This is a genomic window from Bradyrhizobium liaoningense, assembly GCF_018130825.1.
GTDB classification, from domain to species: Bacteria; Pseudomonadota; Alphaproteobacteria; order Rhizobiales; family Xanthobacteraceae; genus Bradyrhizobium; species Bradyrhizobium liaoningense_B.
Genome location: NZ_JAFCJS010000006.1, coordinates 334,897 through 357,033 on the forward strand (window position 1 = coordinate 334,897; position 22,137 = coordinate 357,033).

The window sequence follows — 22,137 nt, forward strand, 5'->3', positions numbered from 1 at the left end:
CTCGCAATGACGGGTAGGGTGATGCAACCATGAACGCACCCGCCACCTTCTTCGACACCCCCGGCGATGCCGAACGCGCGGCCGAGCTGCGCCGTGTGAAAGCGCTGGCGACGTTGGTCCTGGCCTCGACGCTCGCCCTCTTCATCGTCGCGAAATGGCTACTCCCGGTGCATCCCGTGTTCGGCTTCGTTGCAGCCTTCGCGGAGGCCGCGACCATCGGTGGCCTCGCCGACTGGTATGCGGTGGTGGCGTTGTTCAAGCGGCCGCTCGGCCTGCCGATCCCGCACACCGCGATCATCCAGAGCAACCAGGCCCGCATCGCCGACAAGCTCGGCGAATTCATCCAGGTGCATTTCCTCGAGGCCGGTCCCGTCGAGGCCAAGCTGAACGAGATCGATTTCGGCTCCTTCGTCGCGGACTGGCTGCGCGACCGCAAGCGCAGCGATGACCTTGCGCGCTTCGCGCTGCGTCTGTTGCCGGAGGCCGTGTCCGCCACGGAAAGCTCCGGCCTGATGACCTTCATCATCCGCCGCATGTCCTCGCAGCTTCAGGCGATCGATCTCGCCCCGCTGGCGGCCGGCACGCTGCGCGGCTTCGTTGCGGAGGGGCGGCACCAGATCCTGTTCGACGATCTCCTGCGCGTGATGCACGAGACCTTGAACCAGAAAGAGACGATGGCGATGATCCGCGAGAAGGTGCGGGCGGAGTTGCCGACCTTGCTCAATCTCTATCGCGCCGACAAATTTCTGGTGAACAAGATCGTGGCCTCCGCCACCGCTTTCTTCAACGAGGTGCGCAGCGATCCCAAGCATCCGTTCCGCGGCGAATTCGACCGCATGGTGCTGAGCTTTGTCGATAGGCTCGGCACCGATCAGGCCTATGTCGATCGCATCGACGGGCTGAAGCGCGATCTGCTCGCACGGCCCGAGCTTGCCGACCTCGCCCGCACCGTCTGGGCCAACACGCGCTCCTTCATCGAGCGCAGTGCGTCAGGCGAGACGCAGGTGCTGCAGCATCATCTTGCCGGCATGTTCGTCTCCGCGGGCGAGGTGCTTGCCGGCGATGCCGAGCTGCGCGGCGAGATCAACAAGGGCCTGGTGACAGTGCTGCGCAGCTTCGTCGCGGACCAGAAAAGCGGCGTCTCGACCTTCATCTCCGACCAGGTCAAGGCGTGGGACATGGCGCAGCTGATTTCGCTGATCGAAATCAACATCGGCCGCGACCTGCAATACATCCGCTTCAACGGGTCGTTGATCGGCGGGCTCGCCGGGCTCGCGCTGTACTCCGTAGAATTCCTGCTTCGATGGCTGTGACTTTTGCGTCACGGCCGTTAGCATTAACGCGCGGGCCTATTGTCGCCCTGCATCTCTCCCGCTTGAATGTCGGGAACCGGCCGCCTAGCTGATTCATGTTGCGCTGCGGAACGTTCAAGAAGCCGGCGTATTGGAATTCATGCCCATTTGCCGGCATCGCAGCCGGCGCCTTCTAGGGGAAATCTTGATGACCGCTACTGCCCAGACGCTGCGTCCGCCGTCCCGCACTTTGATGTTTCTGGAAGGGCGCGCGATCCACGAGTTCGGCGCATTCCTCGGCGCACTGCCGCTGCTGAGCCTCGCGCCGCGTGGCGACGGGCATCCGGTGCTGGTGTTGCCGGGCCTCGTAGCCTCCGACGCGTCCACGCGCGCGCTGCGCACGTTCCTGTCCGGCAAGGGCTACGCCGTGAGCGGCTGGCGTCAGGGCCGCAATTACGGCCTGCGGCCGGGCGTGCAGCATGCGATGGTCGATCTGGTCGAGGAGCTCAGCGACACGCATGGCCGCAGGATCAGCCTGGTCGGCTGGAGCCTCGGCGGCCTCTATGCGCGCCAGCTCGCCAAGATGATGCCCGAGCGCGTGCGCCAGGTCATCACGCTCGGTAGCCCCTTCGCAGGCGATCCCCGTTCGACCAATGCCTGGCGCGTCTATGAATGGGCGAGCGGGCGCAGGTCCGACGAGGTCGATCCGGAGTTCGGCGGCGAGCTCGCTGTTCCGCCGCCGGTGCCGACCACCGCTATCTTCAGCCGCACCGACGGCGTCTGCGCCTGGCAGGGCTGCATGGAGAAGTCGGGCGCGCAGACCGAGAGCATCGAGATCGAGAGCAGCCATTGCGGCATGGGCCATCATCCGGCCGCGGTCTACGCCGTAGCCGACCGGCTTGCGCAGAAGGAAGGCCAGTGGCGTCCCTTTGACCGCAGCGGCTGGCGTAGCCTCGCCTATCCCGATCCGCACAGGTAGCCGGGCCTGCATGGTTCGAGACGCGCGGCCTTGCCGCGCTCCGCGCTCCTCACCATGAGGGTTGACAGTAAATGACGCCGCACGAAAGCGATCAGACCTCATCCTGAGGAGGCGCGAAGCGCCGAGCCCGGCTCTCGCATTGTCGCTCCCGTCCATTGTCGCGCCCGCATCAAACGCGCTATGCCTCGCGCATGGCGCATCCACTCTCCCGCATCATCGACCAGCTCAAGCGCGAGCCGTCACGCACCGGCTCCATCGTCATCACCGTGTTCGGCGATGCCATCGTGCCGCGCGGCGGTTCGGTGTGGCTCGGCACGCTGCTGGAATTCTTCGAAAGCCTGGATATCGACAGCGGCGTCGTGCGCACCGCGATGTCGCGCCTTGCGGCCGACGGCTGGCTGACGCGCGAAAAGGTCGGCCGCAACAGTTTTTATCGCCTGGCCGACAAGGGGCGGCAGACGTTTGAAGCTGCCACGCGCCATATCTACGATCCGCCGCCATCGGACTGGACCGGGCGCTTCGAACTGCTGCTGATCGGCAATGGCGGGGACCGCGACGCCTCGCGCGAAGCGCTGCGCAATGCCGGCTTCGGCAGCCCGCTGCCGGGTGTGTGGGTGGCACCATCAGGCGTGCCGGTGCCGGACGAGGCTGCCGGCGCGATCCGTCTGGAAGTCTCCGCGGAAGACGACAGCGGCCGCCGCCTGCTCAGCGCGAGCTGGCCGCTGGAGCGAACTGCGGACGCCTATCTGAAATTCATGAAGACGTTCGAGCCGCTACGCGCCGCGATCGGCCGCGGCACGGACTTGTCCGAAGCCGACGCCTTCACCGCGCGCATTCTGCTGATCCACTATTACCGCCGAGTCGTGCTGCGCGATCCGCTGCTGCCGGAGAGTCTCTTACCTGCGGATTGGCCGGGCAGGGCGGCGCGGGAGCTCTGCGGCGAAATCTATCGCGCGCTGCTTGCCCCGTCCGAACAATGGCTTGATGGCCATGGAACCAATGAAAAGGGGCCATTGTCGCCGGCGCGAAAGCTGCTGGAACGGAGGTTCGGCGTCTGATTTTTATGTTACAGAAATATCTTGCATGATGTAATTTTTGTTATATATTGCCTTCCAATAAAACGGGAGGACGCGCATGTACACCCAGGCGCTGAACACGGCCGAGACCGATGATCGCGGTCTGGAGGACGCAGGCAAAGCCGCGCAGTTCCAGGCCCGCATCGATGCCGAGGAGCGTATCGAGCCGAACGACTGGATGCCGGCGGCCTATCGCAAGACGCTCACGCGCCAGATCTCCCAGCACGCTCATTCCGAAATCGTCGGCATGCTGCCCGAGGGCAACTGGATCACGCGCGCGCCGACACTGCGCCGCAAGGCCGCGCTGCTCGCCAAGGTGCAGGACGAGTGCGGTCACGGGCTCTATCTTTATGCCGCCGCCGAGACGCTCGGCTCCTCGCGCGAGGAGCTGGTCGATGCGATGCTCGCCGGGAAAGCAAAGTATTCCTCGATCTTCAATTATCCGACGCTGACCTGGGCCGACATCGGTACCATCGGCTGGCTGGTCGACGGCGCCGCGATCATGAACCAGATCCCGCTGTGCCGCTGCTCCTATGGCCCCTATGCCCGCGCGATGATCCGCGTCTGCAAGGAGGAATCGTTCCACCAGCGCCAGGGTTATGAGATCATGCTGACGCTGTGCCGCGGCTCGGACGAGCAGAAGGCGATGGCGCAGGACGCGCTGAACCGCTGGTGGTGGCCGGTGCTGATGATGTTCGGCCCGCCGGATGCGACCAGCCAGCACAGCGACACCTCGACGAAATGGAAGATCAAGCGCTTCTCCAATGACGAGCTGCGCCAGAAGTTCATCGACGCCACCGTGCCGCAGGCGCAATATCTCGGCCTCACCATTCCCGATTCCGGCATGATTCAGGATGCCGACGGGCACTGGCGCTACAGCGAGATCGACTGGACCGAATTCAAGCAGGTGCTTGCCGGCAACGGCCCTTGCAACCGCGACCGCATGACCGCGCGGCGCAAAGCCCATGACGAGGGCGCCTGGGTGCGTGAAGCGGCAGCCGCCTATGCCGCCAAGCGCGCCCGGCGCCAGATCGCTCAAGCCGCGGAATAGGGAGATCGATATGGTCACGCCGAACACGCCGCTGTGGGAAGTCTTCATTCGCAGCCGCAACGGGCTCGCGCACAAGCATGTGGGATCCCTGCATGCGAGCGACGCGACGATGGCGCTGCAAGCTGCGCGCGACATCTACACCCGCCGCGGTGAGGGCCTGTCGATCTGGGTCGTGCCGTCCACCGCGATCACCGCGAGCGATCCTGCCGAGAAGGGCATGATGTTCGAGCCGGCGGAGTCGAAGATCTACCGGCACCCGACGTTCTACGAAGTGCCGGAAGAAGTGGGGCATATGTGATGGCGGTCGCCAACATCCAGGTCTCCGAAACGCCGCTGGTGCTCTACGCGGTGCGCCGCGCCGACGATGCGCTGATCCTCGGCCACAGGCTGTCGGAATGGTGCGGACATGCGCCGATGCTGGAAGAGGACATGGCCCTCTCCAACATCGCGCTCGACCTGATCGGCCAGGCGCGCGAGCTCTATTCCTTTGCCGCCAAGACCGAAGGCAAGGACAACGACGAGGATAAGCTCGCATACTTGCGCGACGTCCGGCAGTACCGCAATCTGCTGCTGGTCGAGCAGCCGAATGGCGACTTTGCGCGGACGCTGGTGCGGCAGTTCTTCTACTCCGCTTTCGCCGATCTTTACTGGCGCGCTATGATGACCTCACGTGATGCGACGCTGGCGGCGATTGCCGCCAAGTCGGAGAAGGAGAGCGCCTATCATCTGCGCCATGCCTCGGAATGGATCATCCGGCTCGGCGACGGAACGGACGAAAGCCACGCCCGCGCGCAAGAAGCGATCGATCACCTCTGGGCCTTCACGGGCGAGATGTTTGCCGTCGACGACGGCGAGCGCGCGCTGATCCATGCCGGCATTGTCGTCGATCCCGCCACCTTGCGCGGCCGCTGGCTGACGACGATCTCGGGTGTCGCCCGTGAAGCAACGCTCAAGCTGCCGCAGAACGACTGGATGCAGCAGGGCGGCCGCGTGGGCCGCCATAGCGAACATCTCGGCCATCTCCTGTCCGAGCTGCAATCGATGCAGCGAACTTTTCCGGGGCTGACATGGTGACGGTCGTCAATGACAACGCCGTGCTGCGCCAGCGCGCCTGGGATGCCGCGGCGAGCGTGGTCGATCCTGAAATCCCGGTGTTGAGCATTGCCGATCTCGGCGTGCTGCGTGATGTCGTTCTCGACGGCGATCATGTCGAAGTCGCGATCACCCCGACCTATTCGGGCTGCCCGGCCATGAACATGATTGCGCTCGAAATCGAGATCGCGCTGGAGCGCGCCGGCTTCATTCGGCCCAAAGTCCGCACCGTGCTGTCGCCGGCCTGGACGACGGACTGGATGAGCGAGGAGGGGCGCCACAAGCTGCGCGCCTACGGCATTGCGCCACCGCAAGCCTCAAGCTCGCGCCGCGCGCTGTTCGGCGAGCAGACCGTCGCGTGCCCGCAGTGCGGCTCCGACAAGACCGAGCTGCTGTCCGAATTCGGCTCGACCTCCTGCAAGGCGCTCTGGCGCTGCAAGGCCTGCCGCGAACCGTTCGACTACTTCAAGTGTCATTGATCATGTCCGCAGCCGCACCGCGCTTCCACCGCCTGATCGTCAGCGACCTCCGCCGCGAGGCCTCCGACGCTGTCTCGATGACGTTTGTCATTCCCGGTGAGCTTGCCGGCGACTACGCCTTCACGCCCGGCCAGTACCTGACGCTGCGGACCACGCTCGACGGTGAAGAGGTGCGCCGTTCCTATTCGATCTGTTCCGGCCCCGATGACGGCGAGATCCGCATTGCCGTGAAGAAGGTCGATGGCGGCGCGTTTTCGAGCTGGGCAGCCGAAGATCTCAAGTGTGGCGACGAGCTCGATGTGATGACGCCGACGGGCCGTTTCGGCGTTGTGCCGCCTGCCGACGCCGGGCGCATCCATGTCGGCTTTGCCGCGGGCTCCGGTATCACGCCGATCCTGTCGATCGTGAAGGGCGTGCTCGCGCGGGAGCCGGACAGCCGCTTCTTCCTGTTCTACGGCAACCGCACCACCGACAACATCATGTTCCTCGAAGCGCTTGAGGAGATGAAGGACCGCTTCATCGATCGTCTTTCGATCTTCCACGTCATTTCCGGCGAGGAGCAGGACATCCCGATCCTGCATGGCCGGCTCGACGGTGAGAAGGTGAGGGTTCTGCTCCGCTCGCTGGTACCGGCAGGAAGCGTCGATCACGTCTTCATCTGCGGTCCATCAGGCATGAGCGAGGAGATCGAGGCGAGCTGCCGCGCTCTCGGCATCGCGGACGAACGCATCCACGTCGAGCGCTTCGTCTCCGAATTCGGCGGCAAGCCGCGGCCGAAGAAGGCCGTCGCGCCCGACGCGCCGCCGAAGGCGATCGCCTCGCTGATCATCGACGGCAAGCGCCGCGACGTCCCGGTCGCGGAGGACGAGGCCATCCTCGATGCTGCGCTGCGCGCCGGTGTTGATCTGCCCTTCGCCTGCAAGGGCGGCATGTGCTCGACTTGCCGCGCAAAACTGGTCGAGGGCGAGGCGCCGATGGACATCAACTATTCGCTGGAGCCGTGGGAGCTCAAGGCCGGTTTTGTTCTCACCTGCCAGGCCAAGCCTTCTACGGAGCGTGTCGTCGTCGACTACGACCACGTTTGACAGTGTTGTCCAACCAGCAGAACATTGCGTGCAAACAGCCGGGAGAAGCGCGTGAACGTCAAAGCCGCCCTGTCGCCTGAGGATATCGCCCGCGCCTGCGCCGACGCAATGTGGGCCGAGGACGATGCCTCCAAAGGTCTCGGCATGGAGATCGTCGAGATCGGCCCGGGCTTCGCGACGCTGGCCATGACGGTGCGGCCGGACATGGTCAACGGCCAGCGCATCGCGCATGGCGGCTTCATCTTCACGCTCGCCGATTCAGCCTTCGCGTTCGCCTGCAACTCGCACAATGAACGCGTGGTTGCGGCGCAAGGGCAGATCACCTTCATCAAGCCCGGCAGGCTCGGCGACCGCCTCATAGCGAAGGCGCGAGAGATCACCCGCAGCGGCCGCTCCGGCATTTACGACGTGCGCGTTACCGTCGGTGATGCTGTCATCGCGGAATTCCGCGGGCACTCGCGTGTCATTCCCGGCACGTGGCTGCCGGCGCAAGATCAATAAGACGAAAGAAGAAAAGAGCAAACCAATGTGGGGAAACGAGCATGGCTCTGACGAGGCGCAAGGAAGGTGCCAGTACCTATAGTGCCGAGATGGACGCGCGTGAGCGCGCGTCGCGCGACGAGATCATGGCGCTGCAGAAGCAGCGGCTGGCCTGGTCGCTGAAGCACGCCTACGACAATGTCGCACATTACCGCAAGGCGTTCGACACGGCCGGCGTGCATCCGTCCGACTTTCGCGAGCTCTCCGATCTCGCAAAATTTCCGTTCACGGTGAAGACGGACCTGCGCGACAACTATCCCTTCAACATGTTCGCCGTGCCGCGCGAAAAACTGGTGCGCGTGCATGCCTCCTCCGGCACGACCGGCAAGCCGATCGTCGTGGGCTATACCCAGTGCGACATCGATACCTGGTCCGAGGTGATGGCGCGCTCGATCCGCGCCGCCGGCGGTCGCACCGGCATGATCATCCACAACGCCTACGGCTATGGCCTCTTCACCGGCGGTCTCGGCGTGCACTACGGCGCCGAAAAACTCGGCTGCACGGTGGTGCCGATCTCCGGCGGCATGACCGAGCGGCAGGTGCAGCTCATCAACGACTTCCGGCCCGACATCATCACGGTGACGCCGAGCTACATGCTGGCGATTCTCGACGAGTTCAAGCGCCAGAAGCTCGATCCGCGCCAGTGCTCCCTCAAGGTCGGTATCTTTGGCGCCGAGCCCTGGACCAATGCGATGCGCGGCGAGATCGAGGACGCCTTCGACATGGATGCGACCGACATCTATGGCCTCTCCGAGGTCATCGGGCCCGGCGTCGCGCAGGAGTGCATCGAGACCAAGGACGGTCTGCATATCTGGGAGGATCATTTCTATCCTGAAGTGATCGATCCCGAGACGGGTGCGGTGCTGCCTGATGGCGAGAAGGGCGAGCTGGTCTTCACCTCGCTCACCAAGGAAGCTTTTCCGGTGATCCGCTATCGCACCCGCGACCTGACGCGGCTGCTGCCGGGCACGGCGCGGCCGGGCATGCGGCGGATGGAGAAGGTGACGGGACGCTCGGACGACATGATCATCCTGCGCGGCGTCAATCTGTTCCCGACCCAGATCGAGGAGGTGTTGCTGGCGACCGACTGGTGCGGCGGCCATTTCATCCTCGAGCTGACCCGCGAGGGCCGGATGGACGAACTGACCATCATCGCCGAGGCTCGGCCCGAGAGCTGGGACGGCCGCGGGCTCGTCGATCATGCGGAGCGGATCGCGACCCACATCAAGAACACGATTGGCGTCAGTTCGAGGGTTCAGGTGGTCGCGCCGGCAACGTTGGAGCGCTCGCTCGGCAAGGCCAAGCGGCTCTACGACAAGCGGCCCAAGGAATGACTTGGCGGATTGACTTGACCGGCCCCAAAGGCGACAAGGCCCGCGAGAAATCGCGGGTCTTTCCTATGTCGCCAGCCGATGCCAAAACCGTCGAAGCGCGCTGTGTGCGCCTCAACGCCAAAGCTGAAAACGCCACGGCGCTTGCGCCAGTCGTCGAGCACCAGATCCTTGCGCGCGGGCCGAACGACCTCCTCATCGAGGTGAAGGCCGCCGCCGTCAATCCCTCCGACGTCAAGGCCGCGACCGGGCTGATGGCCTATGCCGTGTTCCCCCGGACCCCTGGCCGCGACTACGCCGGCGTGGTGATCGACGGGCCTGCGGGCACAGTGGGGCGCGAAGTGTTCGGCTCGTCCGGCGATCTCGGCATCCGCCGCGACGGCACCCACGCAACCCATCTCGTCGTCGAGGCCGATGCGGTCGTGGAGAAGCCAAAGACGGTGTCCTGGGAGGAGGCCGCCGGCATCGGCGTGCCCTTCGTCACCGCGATGGAAGGCTTTCGCCGCGCCGGCGTGCCGAAGAGCGGCGAGACCGTTCTGGTATTCGGCGTCAACGGCAAGGTCGGCCAGGCTGCAGTGCAGATCGCGACCTGGCAGGGCGCGCGCGTCATCGGCGTGGTGCGCAAGGCGGAAGCCTATGAAGGCCACGCCAACGCGCCCATCGAGGTGATCGACGCCTCCGCCACCGACGTTGCCACGCGCGTGCGCGAATTGACCGGCGGCAAAGGCGCCGACATCGTCTTCAATACGGTCGGCGATCCCTATTTCCAGGCCGCGCACAAGTCGCTTGCCTTGCGCGGCCGCCAGATCCTGATCGCCGCGATCGACCGCATCGTGCAGTTCAACATCCTCGAATTCTACCGCGGCCAGCACACCTATGTCGGCATCGACACGCTCGGCCTGTCCTCCGCCGCGACGGGTGCGGTGCTGCGCGACCTCGGCCCGGGCTTTGCGAGCGACCATCTGAAGCCGTTCCCGATCAAGGCAAACGCGATCTATCCGCTGGAGCGCGCGAAGGAGGCGTATGTCGCGGTCGCCGGCTCGTCGCGTGACCGCGTGATCCTGAAGCCGTGACGATGGAATCCGCCCAGCTCGTCATCCTCGCCGGTCTCGCCATCGGCCTCGTCTACGGCGCCGTCGGCTTGCTCAGCGGCTTCTGCCTGATGAGCAGCATGCGCGGCTTTCTGGCGGAGGGCGACGGGCGACTGGTGCGCACCTATGCGCTGGCGATCGCGGTTGCGATTGCCGCGAGCCAGTTCCTTGCGGGAAGCGGCATGGTCGATCTTGGCAAGTCGATCTATTTGCAACAGACCTTCTCGGTGCCGGTGCTGTTCCTCGGCGGGCTGCTGTTCGGCTACGGCATGGTGCTGTCGAATGGCTGCGGCTCGCGCGCGCTGGTGCTGCTCGGCCGCGGCAATCTTCGCTCCTTCGTCGTCGTGATCGTGCTGGCCATCGCTGCGCAGATGGCGCTCAAGGGCCTGATCGCACCGGCGCGCATTGCGCTGGTTCAGGCCTCGCAGACGACCGTCAACGCGAATTCGCTGCCGTCCGTGCTGGCGACGCTGGGTCTCACGGATGCGCTTTCGCGCTCGCTTGCCGCTGCCGCGATTGTCGTCGCGCTGATCCTGTTCGCATTTGCGCATCCGGCGTTCCGCCGCTCGCCCGGCCAGATCGCAGGCGGCATCATCGTGGGCCTCCTCGTCGCCGGCGGCTGGTACGTCACCGGCTATCTCGGTGCCGACGACTTCAATCCGGTCCCGGTGACCTCACTCACCTTCATCGCGCCGATCGCGGACGCCCTGCAATACGCCATGCTCTCGACCGGACTGACGCTCAACTTCGGCATTGCGACAGTTGCCGGCGTCTTCGCCGGCAGTCTGGTCACCGCACTCGCTACTGGCCGCTTCAAGCTTGAAGGCTATTCATCGCCACGCCACATGCTGCGCTCGGGCACCGGTGCCGCGCTGATGGGGATCGGCGGCGTGATGGCGTTCGGCTGCTCGATCGGGCAGGGGCTCACCGGTCTCTCGACCCTCGCGCTGGGCTCGCTCATTGCGGTCGCCGGCATCCTTCTCGGTACAGCCGCTGGTCTGCGCGGAAGCTTGCGCGTTCAGCCGCTCGCGGTGGCCTGACTGCGCAACAGCCGGTCGCCCAGCGTCGCAAGACCGATGCCGGTGACGATCAGTCCGGCCGCGATCGCAAGGCTCATGTCAATCGGCTCGCCTAGCAGGATAGCGGCGCTGGCGATGCCGACGAGCGGCGTCCCGGTGGTGCCGAGCGATGTCGTCAGCGCCGAGATGCTCTTGTTGACCATCGACATCGCCCAATAGGCCAGCGCCGTCCCGATCAGGCCGGAGTACAGAAACAGAAAGACGAGCCTCCACGACCATTCCGCGTGCGGCAGGCCGTCCGTGACCACAGCCGATCCAGTGAGCACGACCGTCGCCACCAGCACCTGCCAGATCAGGAGCTGGAGCGGCGAGGCTATCCAGCGGTGCGCGCGGATATAGATGATGTTGGCGGCCCAGGAGATCGCGGCCAGGATGACCATGCCGGCGCCGAGCACGACGTTCGCATTGGTCCAGTCGATGGAGGCGGGGTTCAGGATCACGGCAAGGCCGATCAATCCGAGCAGTGCGCCGGCGAGCTTTGGCGCGGTCAGCGTATCCTTCCCCAGCAAGGGCGCGGCGATCGCGACCCAGAGCGGCGTGGTGTAGCCGAGCACGATGGCCTTGCTCGCGGGCAGGAAGCGCACACCGGCCGCGACCAGGACCGAAAATATCGTCATGTGCAGCAGCGCCACGCTCAGGATCACGGGAATGTCGCGCCGCTCCGGGATCACGAGGTTTCTGCTCAGTCCGAGGATCACGAACAATCCAGCCAGCGCGATCCAGCTTCGGATCGCTGACGTCCATAATGGCGGAAGGAACTGGACGAGCTGTTTCGTCACCGACCAGTTCACGCCCCAGGCCAGCACGACGATGAGGAACAGGCCGACGGCGGTGCGAGGGGACAGGGAGTTCATCGCAGGATCATCCTTGAAGCAATCCAGTCCGGCGGATAGCATCCCGCCTGGCACCTGAAAAAGTGCCAGATTGGAGAAGAGCAAGGTGCCAGTTTCCGAGGGCATGCTAACCGGCCTGATCGATCTGAAGCGAGCCGACGAGGAGGGGCTGACGGCCCAGCTGACGGGTCAGCTCCGAAGCCTGATTTCGAGCGGTCGGCTCGGCAAGGGTTGGGCGCTGCCGTCGAGCCGCCAGCTCGCGAGCGACCTCGGGGTCTCGCGCAACACCGTCACTTATGCCTTCGAGCAACTCGCCGCAGAGGGATACCTCGCGGCGTCGCGCGGTCGCCGCCCGGTGGTGACGATCGACGGCGGCGAACGCATCGAAGGAGCGCGCACAGCCGCGTTGAGCCCACGCACTGCCAGACCACGGCTCTCGCCCTGGGCCTCGAAGCTCCAGCAGACGGACTGGCCGATGTCCTATCTGGCGCCGCTCAAGCCGTTGCGTCCGGGGCACGGCGATGCAAGGGAGTTTCCGAACGACATCTGGGGACGCTGCCTGCGCCGCAGCGCCATGGGGGCGGCCAGGCGCGAGCTCGGGCCGGTCAACCGGCCGCGTTTGCGCGAGGCGCTGGCGCATTACCTCGCAACCAGCAGAGGCGTTCGCGCCACGGCGGAGCAGATCCTGATCCTGCCGAGCGCGCAGGCCGCGCTCACCCTGATTGCGGCTGCCGTCATCTCGCCCGGCGATGAGGTCTGGGTCGAGGATCCCGGCTATCCCGGTGCCGCGGCGGCCTTCCGTGCTTCCGGGGCGCGCGTGACCGGCATCAAGCTGGACGAGCAGGGAATGCAGCGGATTGCGGGTCTGGCGGCGCCAACGCTGATCTTCATGACGCCCTCGCATCAGCATCCGACCGGGCGCCTGATGTCGCTGGCACGCCGCACCGGGTTTCTCAGGGCAAGCCGGCCCGGCAAGACCTGGATCGTGGAGGACGACTACGACGGCGAATTCCACTACGACAGCCGGCCGGTGCCGGCGTTGCAGGGCCTCGATGTACACGGCCGCGTGTTCTATGTCGGCACCTTCTCGAAGGCGATGACGTCGGACATCCGGCTCGGTTATCTCGTCGCACCGCCGGGGCTGGTCAGCACGCTGGAGATCGCGCAGCGGCATATCGGGCTGATCGCTTCTAGCCACGTTCAGGAGGCGCTTGCTGAATTCATTGCCGATGGCCATTTCCTGGCGCATCTGCGTCGGGTGCGCCGGCTCTATCACGGGCGCCGCGATCATCTCGCCGCGGGACTGGAGCGCCATCTCGGCGAGGTGCTCACCGCCGAAGTGCCCTCGGGCGGCATCCAGCTCGTGGCGCGCCTCAAGCGCGGTCGCGCCGATCAGGCGGCGGTGAAGCGGCTGGTCGAGGCGGGCGTTGTCACGCGAGCCTTGTCCAGCCTGGCGCTCGGCAAGCCGCGCGATCACGGCCTGCTGCTCGGCTTTGCGGCGTGGCGCGAGAACGAGATCAGCGCGGCGGTGCGGACGATGGCGTCGTGCTTCTAGCCCACCGATTCATTCCAGCGCCTTGGTCACGATGCGGATCTCCGATGTCAGCGTTCGGTGCACCGGGCATTTGTCGGCGATCTCCATCAGCTTCTTGCGCTGCTCGGCATCGAGCGCGCCGTCCATTGCGATGTCGCGCTCGATCTGGTCGAGCATGCCCTCGCGCGTTTCGCACTCCGCACAGTCCTTGGCGTAGATCTTCGAGTGCTTCAGCGTGACCGTGACGCGGTCGAGCGGCAGCGACTTGCGGTCGGCATAGAGGCGCATGGTCATGGAGGTGCACGCGCCGAGGCCGGCGAGCAGGAAGTCATACGGACCGGGCCCGGCATCCTCGCCACCGGCCGCGACCGGCTCGTCTGCCACCAGATGATGCGGTCCGACGGTGATGATCTGGTTGAACTTGCTCTTGCGGGTCTCCTGTACCACCACCCTCCGAGGTTCCTCGGGAAGATCCATCGCTTTTGCGGGCTTTGCCGTATCGATGTAGCGGCTCGCCCAGGCCACGATCACGTCGGCCGCGTAGAGTGCATCGGCCGGTTTGGTCAGGAGATGATCGGCGTGATCGAGCGAGACGAAGCTCTTGGGATGCTTTGCCGCAACGAAAATCTTGGTCGCGTTGTCGATGCCGACGGTATCGTCAACGGGCGAATGCATCACCAGCAGCGCCTTGTGCAGGCCGGTGACATCCTTCATCAGCTCGTGCTCGACGATGTCGTCGAGGAATTCGCGCTTGATCCGGAACGGGCGTCCCGCGAGTGAGACTTCGACCTCCCCCTGGGTGCGGATGTTGTCGATATGCTCCTTGAACAGGCCGGTGACGTGGGCGGGATCGGAGGGTGCGGCGATGGTGACGACCGCCTTCGCCTCAGGAATCTTCCCGACCGCGGCCAGGATCGCCGCGCCGCCGAGGCTGTGGCCGATCAGGATCGACGGCGCTTTGCGGACGCTACGCAGATGATCGGCTGCGCGCACGAGATCGGCGACGTTGGAAGAAAAGGTCGAATTGGCGAAAGCGCCCTCGCTGGAGCCGAGCCCGGTGAAGTCGAAGCGCAGCACCGCGATGTCCCTGGCTGCGAGGGCCACCGAGATGCGCTTGGCTGCCAGCGTGTCCTTGCCGCAGGTGAAGCAGTGCGCGAACAGTGCATAAGCCGAAGGCTCGCCATCAGGCAGCTCCAGCGCGGCCGCGAGCTGATGGCCGCCTTCGCCGGTGAATTGAAAGCGTTCCGTGGGCATGGGATTCCCCCGTTGTTTGTTCGAACCTAATCGCCCGAATAGCGCTGCTCGGCCCAGGGATCGCCGCGATTATGATAGCCGCGGACTTCCCAGAAACCCGGCGCGTCCTCGGTCAGGAATTCGATCGCCTGGAGCCATTTCGCGCTCTTCCAGAAATAGAGATGCGGCACCACCAGCCGCACCGGCCCGCCGTGCTCGTCCGTCAGCGGCTGTCCTGACCAGCTATGGGCGAGCAGCGCGTCCTCGGCGGCGAAGTCTTCGAGCGCGAGGTTGGTGGTGTAGCCGTCGTAGGAATGCAGCACCACGAAGCGTGCATCCTCGCGCGGCCGGCAGACTGCGAGCAGTTCGCGCGTGGCGAGGCCTTCCCACTCATTGTCGTAGCGCGACCAGGTCGTCACGCAATGGATGTCGGAAGTGAACTGGACCTGCTTCTGCGCGGCGAACTCGGGATAAGTCCAGAACACGGGACTTTCGATTGCGCCGTAGACGTCGAGCCGCCAGCGCTCGCGCGACACCGGCGGCATGACCCCGAGATCGAGCACCGGCCAGTCCTTGGTCAGGTGCTGGCCCGGCGGCAGGCGCTGGTCTTCCGGACGCGTGATCTTGCCGGTGAGAAAACGGCCCTCGCGGGCCCATTTCTCCTTGGTGCGCGTCAGCTTGCTGTCGGGCAGCGGATCGTCGTCGGCCATGGGCTACTCGTGAATGGGCTACTCGTGGCGGTGCATTGCGGAAGCGTGCTTGGTGTCGCGCATGGTGGAATAGATGATCAGCGACAGGCAGATGATGCCGGCGAGATAGTAGTAGAACCAGTCCTCGTGCCCGATGCTCTTGAAGTAGAGCGCGATCGCCGGAGCGGTGCCGCCGAAGATCGAGACCGTGATGGCGTAGGGCAGGCCGACTCCGAGCGCGCGGACGTTGGTCGGGAACAGCTCGGCCTTCACCACCGCGTTGATCGAGGTGTAGCCGGCGACGAACAGCCAGGCGCAGCAGATCAGGATGAACGCCATGAAGGGCGACTTGGTCTCCTTCAGCGTCATCAGCAGCGGCACGGTCGCGAGCGTGCCGGCGACACCGAAGAAGATCAGAAGCGGCTTGCGGCCGATCCTGTCGGAGATCGCGCCGTAGATCGGCTGCAGGATGGTGGCGAAGATCAGCGTGCCGAAGATCACGAACGTGGTCTGGTCCTCGGTCAGCCCGACGGAGAGTTTTACGAAGGTCTGCATATAGGTGGTGAAGGTGTAGAACGCCGCGGTGCCGCCGGCGGTGAGGCCGACCACCAGCAGCAGCTCGCGCGGATAGCGCAGCAGATTGGTGATCGAGCCGGTCGGCTTCACCACCTTCTTGGCTTCCTCGAAAGCCTCGGTTTCGTGCAGGCCGCGACGCATGACTGCGGCAAAGATCGCGAGCGCCGCGCCGATTGCGAACGGGATGCGCCAGCCCCAGGCCTTCAGCTCCTCCGGCGTCAGGAAGACCTTTTGCAGGAGCAGCAGCACGATGATCGCGGTGAGCTGGCCGCCGATCAGCGTGACGTACTGGAAGCTGGAATAGAAGCCGCGATGCTTGGGATCGGCAACTTCACTCAAGTAAGTGGCGCTGGCGCCGTATTCGCCGCCAAGACTTAGGCCCTCGATCACGCGCGCGACCGCCAGGATGGCCGGGGCGGCAAGACCGATCGAGGCATAGGTCGGCGTCACCGCGATGATCAGTGAGCCGAAGCACATGAAGACGACGGAGAGTGTCAGCGAGATTCGGCGCCCGAAATGATCGGCGAGATAGCCGAAGAACCAACCACCCAGGGGGCGCATCAGGAAGGTCGCCGCGAACACGACGGCGACGTTCAGTTGCTGGACGACGGGATCGTTGCCGGGGAAGAAGGCGGGGGCGAAATAGAGCGCGAACGCGGTGTAGGCGTAGAAGTCATACCATTCGACGAGATTGCCGATCGAGCCGATGAAGATCGCCTTGATGCGGCGTTCGGCGTCGGCAATGTCGAAGTGCTCGGAGGCCGGCTTGATTGCTTGGTCTGTCATCGCCGGCCTCCCAAGACATTTGCTGTCTGGAGGCTACATGGACTTTCCAAGCAGAAATGGCAACTGGCGGGGGCCGCGCACGGTCCCTTGCGACCAGGTCACGGTGCCCGCCGGGTCGAGCCGGAAGTCCGGGATTCGCTTCAACCATTCCTCAATTGCGACCTGCATCTCCATGCGCGCGAGGTTGGAACCGACGCAGCGATGGATGCCGAGGCCGAAAGCGGCGTGGCGGTTCTCCCGGCGGTCGATCACGACTTTGTCAGCGTCCGGAAACATCTTTGGGTCGCGGTTGGCGGCCGGGAAGGACAGCAGCACCATGTTGCCCGCCTTGACCGGGCAGCCCGAGATCGTGGTTTCCTTGACCACCTCGCGCGCCATGGTCACCGGCGAATAGGCGCGCAGCAGTTCCTCGACGGCGGTCGGGATCAGCGCAGGCTCGGCGATCAGCCGCTCGCGGTCGGCCGGTGTCCGGGCGAGGTGCCACAGGGAGGAGCCGATCGCGCTCCATGTGGTGTCGATGCCGGCGATCAGGAGTAGGCGCAACGATCCCAGCACGTGGGACTCTTCCAGCGGCTGGCCTTCCTTGTCCTTGGCGTTCATCAGATAGGAGATGAGATCGTCCGTCGGCCTCGATCTACGCTCCTCGATATGCGTCCTGAAATAGTCGCTCATCTCGTGCACGGCCTGGAGCAGCATATTTTCGTCCTTGATGCCGAGCTCCAGGATCATGTGGATCCAGTTGATGAAGAGATCGCTGTCGCTCTCGGGGATGCCGAGCATGTGCGCGATGGCCTGGACCGGGATGTACTTGCTGTAGCGCGCGGCGGCGTCGACCTTGCCGTCCGCGATGAACCCGTCGATCAGCTCGTTGCAGATCGCGCGCATCCGCGGTTCCAGCTTCTTCATTGCGTCCGGCGTGAATGGCGGCAGCAGCAACTGCTTGGCCGGCTTGTGCACGGGCGGATCGGACGTGATCGGCGGGGCCGCGTTCCTGGCAATCTCCGGCCGCACGTCGCGGACGATGATCCGGCGCGAGGAGAAATGCTGGGTGTCGTTGGCGATCTCGCGCACCGCCTCGTAGGTCGTCGGCATGTAGCAGCCGAGGAACCGCTCGGTGTGCACAACCGGGCTTGCGGCGCGCAGCTCATCCCAGATCGGGAAGGGATCGTCCGTCCATTGCGGATCGGTGTGGTCGAAATCGTTGACCCAGTCGGTGACGGGCGGATGGGCGACAGGCTGGCTGACGTCGGACATGTCAGTGAGATCCCTCGGGGCTCGTGTTTGCTTGAAGGCAGCGGAGCGGACAGGGGCCGCCGCGCTAGTCCTCGATCACATCGATAGCGATTTCCGGGCAGTTGGATTTGGCAAGCCAGGCCTTGTCTTCAAGTCCCGGCGGGACCGTGCCATCGCCGGCTTCATGCGCGTTGCCGTATTCGTCGAGCTCGAACAGCTCCGGCGCCAGCGCCTTGCAGCGGGCATGGCCCTGGCATTTGTCGGGATCGACGTGAACCTTCAGTCGCTCTGCCATGGCGGCTTCCTTGGTCGCTTGCGTGCGCGCGAAGAGCGGCCCGCGTTCCTCATGTCAATTTTATCGGCGGCATTTGCCGCTCGGTCGAAGTTATATACTATTACATTCGCGGTGGGCTTCCCCTGTCAAGCGCAAACTTATAGGTTTGGCGCAGGATGCGTTCACAACTCGTTCGTAAATCGGAGAAGACGTACCACCATGGCGACCTTCGCGACGCCCTGATCAAGGCCGCGTTGCGCGAGGCAGAGCAGGGCGGGGCGGAAGCGATCAGCATCAAGGCACTGGCGAAGCAGCTCGGCGTCTCGCAGCCGGCGCCGTATCGGCATTTCGCCGACCGTGATGCGCTGCTAACGGCGGTGACGGCGGAGGCGTTCCGGCAGCTCAGCGCAACCTTTCGGGCGGCGATGACGAAATCGTCAAAGCAGTCGAAGCTGTCGTTGCTGGCGCAGGCGATGCTGGACTTCGGATTGCGCCGCAACGGCATCTATCGCCTGATGTTTGCGTCCCGCACCGTGTCTTGCGCCGCCAAGGGCAGCGAGCTGCATGAGGCCACGCGCGAGACGTTTGCGCTTGTCATCGAGGCCCTGGAAGTGCCTGCCGTTGGCTTTTTACGCGAGCGACAGGCTCTCAAGATCTGGGCAGCGCTGCATGGCGTGGTGATGCTGGCCGAGCAGGGACTTTTCACCGGCGAGGCGGCGCATACCACGCGTGAGGAGCTGGTCGAGGATTTTGTCAATGAGACGAAGGCCGCGCTGACGACAGCGATCAAGGACGCGCGGCGTCGGAAAAAGGCTGGCGCTTAGGCCTTCACTTTCAGCAGCTTCATCAGCTTGTCGACTGCACTATCTGGCGTGGTGACGACTGGACGGCCGGTGGCCTCCGCGACCAGCGGCGCCGTCGCCGCGATGCTGAACTGCGCCAGCGCGATGACGTCGCAATCGCGTAAGTCGCGCGAGGCGTCCGCGATCAGCCGGTCATGCGTGGCGCGATCGCCCCGGTCGAGTGCCGCCAACGCGCCTTCGGCGAGCTTCGGCACGACCTGGACCGAGGCGGGGAATTCCGGCGGCATCGAGACCAGCGTTGGCGGGAAGGTCGAGAGCAGGCCGATCCGCTTGCCCATCGTCACCGCGCGCTCGATCATGGCTTCGTTCGGCTTCAAGACCGGCATCGGTGCATGCGCTCGTGCGACGGCCTCAATGCAAGGACCGAACGCGGAGCAGGTGAACAGGATCCCGTTGGCTCCCGTCGCCACAGCGTAGTCGCCGAGCGCAAGGAAACGCTCGGTCATGGCATCGTTGAGCTGGCCGTCACGGGCCAGGTCCGCCGACAGGCTGTCGTCGAGCAGGTTCATCAGCCGCGCCTGCGGCCACGCTTGCGCGAACGCCGCCTCGATCGGCGCAATGGAGTGCTTGAGAGCGTGGATGAGGGCGATGCGCATGGGATGTCTCTTCTCCCTCTCCCCCTAAGCGGGGGAGAGGGAGAATTCCTTACTTGAACGGCACCGCGTACATCAAGCCGCCCTTGCTCCAGAGGCCGTTGAGGCCGCGGTCGAGCTTGAGGGGGCTCGCCTTGCCGACATTGCGCTCGTAGATCTCGCCGTAATTGCCGGTGGCCTTGATCGCGGTGACCAGCCATTTGTTGTCCAGCCCGAGCCGCGAGCCGAGGTCGCCGGAGGCGCCCAGCAGGCGCTGGATCGCCGGCGTCTGCGACTTCGTCATCTCATCGACATTGGCCTGGGTGACGCCGAGCTCTTCGGCCTCGATCAGGCCGTAATGCAGCCAGGTGATGATGTCGCTCCAGACCTCGTCACCGTTGCGGGTGAAGGGACCGAGCGGCTCCTTGCTAATGGTCTGCGGCAGCACGACGTAGTCGGCCGGGTTCGGCGCCGCGGTGGTCACCGCGCCGGCGAGTGCGGAAGCGTCCTGGGTCATGGCATCGCAGCGCCCGCCGAAGAAGGTCTGGTACATGGTGTCGACGCGGTCGAACACCAGCGGCTTCCAGTCGATGCCGTTGGCGCGGCCGTAATCGCCGAGCGTGACCTCGTGCGTGGTGCCCTGCGCGACGCAGACGGTCGCACCCTTGAGGTCCTTCAGCTCCTTCACGCCGAGGTCCTTCTTCACGACGAAGCCCTGGCCGTCGTAGAAGTTGATCGGGCCCTGGCGCAGGCCCAGCGTGACGCCGCGCAGATACGTTTGCGTCGAGTTGCGGTAGAGTACGTCGATCTCGCCCGATTGCAGGGCGGTGAAGCGGTTCTGTGCGGTCAGCGAGACGTAACGCACCTTGTTGGGATCACCGAGAATGCCGGCCGCAAGCGCGCGGCAATAGTCGACGTCGAGACCCTTGTAGTTGCCTTGCGAGTCCGGTGCCGAGAAGCCGGCGAAGCCTGCGCTGACGCCGCACACCAGCGTGCCGCGGCTCTTCACCGTATCCAGCGTCGCCGCCGATGCGATCACCGTCGATGCTGCGAGCACGCTCGCTGCGATAACCACTTTCCTCATACTACTCTCCCCTCAGTGATTGACACTACGCAACACGTTGTCGACGGCCGTGCCGAGCTTGTCGACGATCTGATCGATCTCATCTGTCGAAGCGATATAGGGCGGCGCGAGCAGCACGTGGTCGCCGCGCACGCCGTCCACGGTGCCGCCGCCGGGATAGCAGCCGAGCCCGTTGGCGAAGGCTTCGGCCTTGATCTTCTGGTGCAGCTTGAGCGCCGGATCGAACGAGGCGCGCGTCGCGCGGTCGGCGACCAGCTCGATCGCCCAGAACAGGCCGCGGCCCCTGATGTCGCCGACATGACGGTGATTGCCGAAGCGCTCGGTCAGCCGCTGCTCGAGCTGCTTGCCGCGCTCCTTGACGCGGTCGAGCAACTGGTCGTCACGGATCACATCCTGAACCGCGAGCGCGGCTGCGCAGGCGAGGGGGTGAGCCAGATAGGTATGGCCATGCTGGAATGCGCCGGAGCCTGAGCGGATGGTGTCGATGATCTTGCCGCTCGCGAGCATCGCGCCGATCGGCTGGTAACCGCCGCCGAGACCCTTCGCGATCGCCTGGATGTCAGGCGCGACGCCTTCCTGCTCCCAGGCGTGCGTCGTGCCGGTGCGGCCCATGCCGCTCATGACCTCGTCGAGGATCAGCAGCGCGCCGTGCCGGTCGCAGATCTCGCGCACGGCCTTGAAGTAGCCGTCGGGCGCCGTCACGGCACCGGCGGTGGCGCCGACGACGGGCTCGGCGAGGAACGCCGCCACGGTATCGGGACCAAGCCGCTGGAACTCGGCTTCAAGCTCGGCCGCAAGCCGGGCCACGAACTGCGCGTCGGATTCCTCCTCGCGCTTCTCGTGATAGGCAAAGGCCGGCGTGACGTGGCTGAAGGCTGCGGAGAGCAGCGGCGCATAGGGCGCGCGGCGCCAGGCATTGCCGCCGGCGGCGAGCGCGCCGAGCGTGTTGCCGTGATAGCTCTGCCGCCGTGCGATGAAATGCTGCCGCTGCGGCTCGCCGCGCTCGATGAAATATTGCCGCGCCAACTTGATGCTGGCTTCGATCGCCTCCGATCCGCCGCTGACGAAATAGGCGTAGGCGAGGCCGCCGGGCTCATGCCCGACCAGCCTCTCGGCCAGCGCCTCGGCCGGCTCGGAGGAGAAGAAGGCGGTGTGGGCATAGGCCAGCGTCGAGGCCTGTTTCGCCATCGCTGCGATCACGCGCGGATGCTGGTGGCCGAGGCAGGAGACGGCCGCGCCGCCGGAGGCGTCGATGATGCGGCGCCCGTCCTCGGCAAACAGATAGACGCCTTCGCCGCCGATCGCCTTGGGCGGGGTTTCGCGTAGCGAACGATGCAGCACGCGGCTGGTGCGGGTGCTCATGGA

At 65.2% G+C, this 22,137-nt stretch carries 23 protein-coding genes; 14 read left to right on the forward strand and 9 right to left on the reverse strand.

Annotated elements, in window-relative coordinates:
- Positions 1 to 29 precede the first annotated feature (29 nt).
- The 12 genes from JQ603_RS26390 (at position 30) to JQ603_RS26445 (ending at position 11,056) form a co-directional block, all read left to right on the forward strand.
- Positions 30 to 1,313 (forward strand): DUF445 domain-containing protein, encoded by a 1,284-nt coding sequence (locus tag JQ603_RS26390; RefSeq protein ID WP_212343596.1) that lies wholly within the window; start codon positions 30 to 32, stop codon positions 1,311 to 1,313.
- A gap of 187 nt (positions 1,314 to 1,500) precedes the next feature.
- Complete coding sequence (locus JQ603_RS26395) at positions 1,501 to 2,271, forward strand: alpha/beta fold hydrolase (protein WP_212343597.1); 771 nt, start codon at positions 1,501 to 1,503, stop codon at positions 2,269 to 2,271.
- A gap of 191 nt (positions 2,272 to 2,462) precedes the next feature.
- Positions 2,463 to 3,329 carry a phenylacetic acid degradation operon negative regulatory protein PaaX gene (gene paaX, locus JQ603_RS26400; protein ID WP_212343598.1) on the forward strand — a complete coding sequence of 289 codons (867 nt, stop codon included), beginning with the start codon at positions 2,463 to 2,465 and terminating at the stop codon, positions 3,327 to 3,329.
- Between the two features lie 76 nt (positions 3,330 to 3,405).
- Positions 3,406 to 4,398: a 1,2-phenylacetyl-CoA epoxidase subunit PaaA gene (gene paaA / locus JQ603_RS26405; protein WP_212343599.1), complete on the forward strand. Its 993-nt coding sequence runs from the start codon at positions 3,406 to 3,408 to the stop codon at positions 4,396 to 4,398.
- Between the two features lie 10 nt (positions 4,399 to 4,408).
- Positions 4,409 to 4,696: a 1,2-phenylacetyl-CoA epoxidase subunit PaaB gene (gene paaB, locus JQ603_RS26410; protein ID WP_212343600.1), complete on the forward strand. Its 288-nt coding sequence runs from the start codon at positions 4,409 to 4,411 to the stop codon at positions 4,694 to 4,696.
- The gene (gene paaC / locus JQ603_RS26415; RefSeq protein WP_212343601.1) at positions 4,696 to 5,472 is read left to right on the forward strand and encodes a 1,2-phenylacetyl-CoA epoxidase subunit PaaC; all 777 of its coding nucleotides are present in this window, start codon (positions 4,696 to 4,698) and stop codon (positions 5,470 to 5,472) included. Before paaB ends, paaC begins: the two co-directional genes overlap by 1 nt.
- Positions 5,466 to 5,969 (forward strand): 1,2-phenylacetyl-CoA epoxidase subunit PaaD, encoded by a 504-nt coding sequence (gene paaD, locus JQ603_RS26420; protein ID WP_212343602.1) that lies wholly within the window; start codon positions 5,466 to 5,468, stop codon positions 5,967 to 5,969. The genes paaC and paaD overlap by 7 nt, the downstream gene beginning before the upstream one ends.
- A 2-nt stretch (positions 5,970 to 5,971) precedes the next feature.
- Positions 5,972 to 7,054 (forward strand): 1,2-phenylacetyl-CoA epoxidase subunit PaaE, encoded by a 1,083-nt coding sequence (gene paaE / locus JQ603_RS26425; RefSeq protein ID WP_212343603.1) that lies wholly within the window; start codon positions 5,972 to 5,974, stop codon positions 7,052 to 7,054.
- Between the two features lie 51 nt (positions 7,055 to 7,105).
- Positions 7,106 to 7,555, forward strand: a complete 450-nt coding sequence (gene paaI, locus JQ603_RS26430; protein WP_212343604.1) for a hydroxyphenylacetyl-CoA thioesterase PaaI — start codon at positions 7,106 to 7,108, stop codon at positions 7,553 to 7,555.
- Between the two features lie 41 nt (positions 7,556 to 7,596).
- Positions 7,597 to 8,928: a phenylacetate--CoA ligase PaaK gene (paaK, locus tag JQ603_RS26435; RefSeq protein ID WP_212343605.1), complete on the forward strand. Its 1,332-nt coding sequence runs from the start codon at positions 7,597 to 7,599 to the stop codon at positions 8,926 to 8,928.
- A 65-nt stretch (positions 8,929 to 8,993) separates the two neighbouring features.
- Positions 8,994 to 9,998 (forward strand): quinone oxidoreductase family protein, encoded by a 1,005-nt coding sequence (locus JQ603_RS26440; protein WP_212343606.1) that lies wholly within the window; start codon positions 8,994 to 8,996, stop codon positions 9,996 to 9,998.
- A gap of 2 nt (positions 9,999 to 10,000) precedes the next feature.
- Positions 10,001 to 11,056, forward strand: coding sequence for a YeeE/YedE family protein (locus JQ603_RS26445; RefSeq protein ID WP_212343607.1), 1,056 nt, complete (start codon positions 10,001 to 10,003; stop codon positions 11,054 to 11,056).
- Here the strand turns inward: JQ603_RS26445 and JQ603_RS26450 are convergent.
- Positions 11,035 to 11,949 (reverse strand): DMT family transporter, encoded by a 915-nt coding sequence (locus JQ603_RS26450; RefSeq protein WP_212343608.1) that lies wholly within the window; start codon positions 11,947 to 11,949, stop codon positions 11,035 to 11,037. The genes JQ603_RS26445 and JQ603_RS26450 overlap by 22 nt on opposite strands.
- A gap of 103 nt (positions 11,950 to 12,052) precedes the next feature.
- Here JQ603_RS26450 and JQ603_RS26455 point away from each other — a divergent pair, with 103 nt between their 5' ends.
- Positions 12,053 to 13,483, forward strand: a complete 1,431-nt coding sequence (locus JQ603_RS26455) for a PLP-dependent aminotransferase family protein (protein WP_212343877.1) — start codon at positions 12,053 to 12,055, stop codon at positions 13,481 to 13,483.
- Positions 13,484 to 13,492: 9 nt separating this feature from the next.
- On the opposite strand, the gene JQ603_RS26460 is transcribed toward JQ603_RS26455, so the two are convergent.
- The 5 genes from JQ603_RS26460 to JQ603_RS26480 all read right to left on the reverse strand — a co-directional run bounded on the left by JQ603_RS26460 (position 13,493) and on the right by JQ603_RS26480 (position 18,274).
- Positions 13,493 to 14,716 carry a bifunctional alpha/beta hydrolase/OsmC family protein gene (locus JQ603_RS26460; protein WP_212343609.1) on the reverse strand — a complete coding sequence of 408 codons (1,224 nt, stop codon included), beginning with the start codon at positions 14,714 to 14,716 and terminating at the stop codon, positions 13,493 to 13,495.
- Between the two features lie 26 nt (positions 14,717 to 14,742).
- Positions 14,743 to 15,405, reverse strand: a complete 663-nt coding sequence (locus JQ603_RS26465; RefSeq protein ID WP_212343610.1) for a sulfite oxidase-like oxidoreductase — start codon at positions 15,403 to 15,405, stop codon at positions 14,743 to 14,745.
- Positions 15,406 to 15,423: 18 nt separating this feature from the next.
- Positions 15,424 to 16,746, reverse strand: a complete 1,323-nt coding sequence (locus JQ603_RS26470; RefSeq protein ID WP_212343611.1) for an MFS transporter — start codon at positions 16,744 to 16,746, stop codon at positions 15,424 to 15,426.
- A gap of 33 nt (positions 16,747 to 16,779) precedes the next feature.
- Positions 16,780 to 18,000, reverse strand: coding sequence for a cytochrome P450 (locus tag JQ603_RS26475; protein WP_212343612.1), 1,221 nt, complete (start codon positions 17,998 to 18,000; stop codon positions 16,780 to 16,782).
- 64 nt (positions 18,001 to 18,064) lie between these two features.
- Complete coding sequence (locus JQ603_RS26480; RefSeq protein WP_212343613.1) at positions 18,065 to 18,274, reverse strand: ferredoxin; 210 nt, start codon at positions 18,272 to 18,274, stop codon at positions 18,065 to 18,067.
- 155 nt (positions 18,275 to 18,429) lie between these two features.
- On the opposite strand from JQ603_RS26480, the gene JQ603_RS26485 reads away from it, so the two are divergent.
- A complete protein-coding gene (locus JQ603_RS26485; protein WP_212343614.1) occupies positions 18,430 to 19,077 on the forward strand; it encodes a TetR/AcrR family transcriptional regulator in 648 nt (215 codons plus the stop codon).
- Here JQ603_RS26485 and JQ603_RS26490 read toward each other — a convergent pair.
- Genes JQ603_RS26490 through JQ603_RS26500 form a run of 3 tightly spaced genes read right to left on the reverse strand, consistent with a single transcriptional unit; the run spans position 19,074 to position 22,134 of the window.
- Positions 19,074 to 19,712, reverse strand: coding sequence for an aspartate/glutamate racemase family protein (locus JQ603_RS26490; RefSeq protein ID WP_212343615.1), 639 nt, complete (start codon positions 19,710 to 19,712; stop codon positions 19,074 to 19,076). The two genes, JQ603_RS26485 and JQ603_RS26490, sit on opposite strands and share 4 nt — an antisense overlap.
- A gap of 49 nt (positions 19,713 to 19,761) precedes the next feature.
- Positions 19,762 to 20,772 (reverse strand): amino acid ABC transporter substrate-binding protein, encoded by a 1,011-nt coding sequence (locus JQ603_RS26495; protein WP_212343616.1) that lies wholly within the window; start codon positions 20,770 to 20,772, stop codon positions 19,762 to 19,764.
- Between the two features lie 12 nt (positions 20,773 to 20,784).
- On the reverse strand, positions 20,785 to 22,134 hold the full coding sequence (locus JQ603_RS26500) for an aspartate aminotransferase family protein (RefSeq protein ID WP_212343617.1): 1,350 nt from the start codon (positions 22,132 to 22,134) through the stop codon (positions 20,785 to 20,787).
- Positions 22,135 to 22,137 lie beyond the last annotated feature (3 nt).